Annotated in this window: 3 protein-coding genes; all 3 read left to right on the plus strand. The window is 47.4% G+C overall.

Annotation, left to right across the window (positions count from 1 at the left end):
* The coding region (locus tag QZ506_RS19435) for a VapE domain-containing protein (protein WP_291973251.1) at positions 1-1,471 on the plus strand (1,471 nt) is incomplete at its 5' end.
* Positions 1,472-1,904: 433 nt separating this feature from the next.
* The gene (locus QZ506_RS19440; RefSeq protein WP_291973253.1) at positions 1,905-2,030 is read left to right on the plus strand and encodes an antiterminator Q family protein; all 126 of its coding nucleotides are present in this window, start codon (positions 1,905-1,907) and stop codon (positions 2,028-2,030) included.
* A 181-nt stretch (positions 2,031-2,211) separates the two neighbouring features.
* Positions 2,212-2,448 (plus strand): helix-turn-helix transcriptional regulator, encoded by a 237-nt coding sequence (locus QZ506_RS19445; protein WP_291973255.1) that lies wholly within the window; start codon positions 2,212-2,214, stop codon positions 2,446-2,448.
* The last annotated feature ends 227 nt before the right edge of the window (positions 2,449-2,675 follow it).

Raw genomic sequence — 2,675 nt, forward strand, 5'->3', positions numbered from 1 at the left:
AGAGCTGTGGCTGGAATGGTCTGTTGCGGGTGGCGGCAGTGCCGCTGATATTACGGAGGCTGAACGCCGCTGGGATGAGGGGAAGCTTGTTGCGGATCGCACGGGCTATCAGGCCATCTTTACCCGTGCACAGAAAGAAGGTTGGATAAATCCCGGTGCAGAGCGTATGCGCTTATCCTCTGTAGCCAGCGTAGAGGATTTTTCGGATGTTTCTGTTGCTGAAAAGGGTGACGAGGTTGCTGAGTATTTGCCATGGCCCAAGTTTACTCGCGATAAAAACAATAAAATTGAAGGTGTTATTTCTAACGTGCTATTGGCGCTAAGACGACCAGATCTCTGTGGTGTGCAGATCAGCCTCGACGAGTTCCGCGATGAGATAATACTGACTACCCCGAAGGGTAAGAACATACAACTGCGGGATGAGTATTACACCAAACTACATACAGCTCTTGAAAGTCTAGGCTTCAAGAAATTCGAAGAAGCAGCCATTAAACGTGCAGTTCGTCTAATCGCCTGGGAAAACAGGTTTGACTCTCTGAAAGAGTGGGTAAACACACTGCCAACGTGGGATGGTGTACCGCGTATCGATACATTTTTTATTCGCCACTGGGGAATAAAAGAGAGCGCTTATACCCGCTCTGTCGGACGTTATTGGTGGACTTTGCTTGCCGGTCGTGCTCTTGAGCCGGGTATTAAAGGCGATATGGCGGTGATCCTCGTCAGTCAACAGGGAAAGAATAAATCAGAAGGTATCCGTGCTATGGCACCTACGCCTGAACACTATATGGAACTGGACTTCGGCAAAAAGGGTGAAGAACGTATACGCGAGATGCGTGGGCATAACGTCATCGAACTTGGCGAGATGCGCGGCATGGATAAGCGGGGTATCGGTGATGTCCGGGTTACTATTTCTACCCGTGCTGATCGTAACCGTGGGCTGTTTCGTGAGCATTACGTCACCTTGCCGCGTCGTTGCGGCTTCATTGGTACTTCTAACTCTGAAACCCCTTTGACAGATACCGAAGGTAACCGTCGCTGGTTGCCTATGACAATCCCTGATGAAACCGAGGGTAAGTTCATCGCTCAAGGCATCGCGGACGAAAAAATCCAGTTATGGGCCGAAGCGGTTGCGATATTTAAGCGTGAGGGTATCGCCTGGGAGCGCGCCGAAACGCTCGCCAAATCCATTCTCGGCGACTATGAGGTTAAGGATGAAGTCTGGACGACCAGTGTTGCCGAATGGCTGGAACAGGAGACAGTAGAACTTACGGGCGATGATATTAAATTGAATAGGGAGCGGGTACCTCTGACGTCAAAAGACATCCTGATCGATGCCATCGGCTTTAAAGCAACCCAGGTCAAACGGGGTGACGAGATGAGAGTTGCAAAAATTATGAAAGACCTTGGTTACAAAAAACGTCAGTTGCAAAGTTTAGCGGGTAAGCCTTATCACTGGCAAAAGTGCGAATAATTGCGAAGTTGCAGAAATGTACGAGTTTGCAAAATTTAGCAGATAAGCCAAGAGACTGGGAAAACGTAAATAATTACGAGTTTGTAATATTTTTCACATTTACCACTTAACCTACTTAACCTTTAAAAAGTAGGTTAAGTAAGAAAAAAGACATATTAAACATGAAATTACTTAACTACTTAACCTACTTAACTAGTTTACCTATATACGTGCGCGCGCATGCGCATGTGAGTAAGAATTTTATTTTGCTAAATAGGTTGAATAGTTAAGTAACTTAATGATTTTAAACTACTTAACCTTTTAAACGGTAAATGAGGTTAAGTTAACCCAAGGAGAAAGTGAAAAATGAGTATTTCCAGTGAAAGATTACCAAGTGCTGATACCCTGGCGGGCGCGTGCCAGCGGAAAGCAGGGCTGCTCTGATGAAGACGGGATGGCAATTGATACCTGTGTCGCCCACATGAGCATAGTTCGCAGCCGAGAAGATATTTTGATATTGGGCCAGCGCTTCATAGGCGGCCTCTCAACGCGATTTATCGCCGAAGCCATGGGTTCATAGGTTAAGCGTAAAAGCGTCTTTCAGTGTGTCTGAGGGGTTTTTAGAGGGGTGTTTTGGTAGCATTTGGCATTCAGCTGGACATTCAGAAAGAGGGTAACAACTATGCGCGCACGCCGAAAGCTCAATAAAATCGCTTTCTACTCTCGCGAGTGCGCGCGTTTTGTCCTGAGGAGTTCGCACGATGCAAATCGACTGGTTTAACGTCATCATCGATATCGAACGCGCGGGGATGACACAGCAACAGATAGCGCAAACCGTCCACGTATCTAAGTCAGCGCTGTATGGCTGGAAAGCGGGAGCGGTACCGCGCTACGACGATGGGGAGGCGCTAATTCGCTTATGGGAACTGGTCACAAACAGAGCGCCGCAAGAAATCCCTTACACCCGTTTTTTTCAAAGCCGGTACCGCAAGCGCTAAGGTGTCAAAAATACCCGGTTCGTTGCATGATCATGACGAACGGCGATACCCGCCATTTGTTACAAAAATGTTTTTTTCAAAAAGCACCCATTCCGGCGCAGTAAACACGATCTTTTGCGCCCTTCGCCCTGTTTTATGTTTGAGCGCCATTTCGTCGGTGCGCTTAAGAGTCATTATGTTAAATAGCCCCCCGAATCGATTATTTTAGTCGGGAAACCGAACAGGCC

This window comes from Candidatus Symbiopectobacterium sp., from assembly GCF_020054415.1.
Lineage (GTDB): Bacteria > Pseudomonadota > Gammaproteobacteria > Enterobacterales > Enterobacteriaceae > Symbiopectobacterium.